The organism is uncultured Streptomyces sp. (assembly GCF_947488945.1).
GTDB lineage: Bacteria > Actinomycetota > Actinomycetes > Streptomycetales > Streptomycetaceae > Streptomyces.
On sequence record NZ_CANLBS010000072.1, the window covers coordinates 1 to 971 of the forward strand.

Here is a 971-nt window from a genome sequence, read left to right on the forward strand (position 1 = left end):
CCCTCCCGCAGGAACCGGAACGCCTCAGCACCACGCCGGACACCCCACGCCCGAATCGGCGCGTGCCGCAACACACCCCGCTCGAACAACCCCACAATCTCCAGCAACATCTCCTGAACCCGCCCAGGACCCGCCTCGAACAAATCGAACGACGAATACCGAACCCCCGGACGACTCGACGCCACAACCTCCGGATCACGGATATCAGCCTTGCCCATCTCAATGAACCGGCCACCACGCGGCAACAAATCCAAAGACGCATCCACGAACTCACCCGCGAGAGCATCCAGCACCACATCAACACCCTCACCACCCGTCACCTCCAGGAACCGCTCCCGGAACGACAGATCACGCGAAGACGCGATACGCCCCCCATCCACCCCCAGCCCACGCACCGCATCCCACTTCGACGCACTCGCCGTAGCGAAAACCTCAGCCCCGAAATGCCGCCCCAACTGCACCGCGGCCATACCCACACCACCAGCCGCCGCATGAACCAACAAACGCTCACCCGACCGCAGACCCGCCAGATCAACCAACCCGTAAAACGCCGTCAAATACACCACCGGAACCGAAGCAGCCTCAACAAAAGAGAACCCCTCCGGCATCCGCACCACCATCCGCCGATCCGCCACCGCAACCGGCCCGAACGAATCCAGCACCAGGCCCATCACCCGATCACCCGGAACCAGATCCACCACCCCCGAACCAACCTCCAACACCACACCCGCCGCCTCACTCCCCAACGGCGCATCCCCCGGATACAACCCCAACGCGATCAACACATCCCGGAAATTCAGACCCGCAGCCCGAACCCCCAACCGCACCTCCCCCACACCCAACGGCCGCCCCCCACCCGAAGCAACCACCCCCAAACCCTCCAACGACCCCTTCCGCTCCACACCCAGACGCCACAAACCACCCGGACCCACACCCGCACCCACACGCCCCAACCGAGGCACCACACACAC

Annotated in this window: 1 protein-coding gene; it reads right to left on the reverse strand. The window is 64.5% G+C overall.

The features are described 5' to 3' along the window. The coding region (locus Q0994_RS33860; protein WP_363325602.1) for a zinc-binding dehydrogenase at positions 1-785 on the reverse strand (785 nt) is incomplete at its 3' end. Between the last annotated feature and the right edge of the window lie 186 nt (positions 786-971).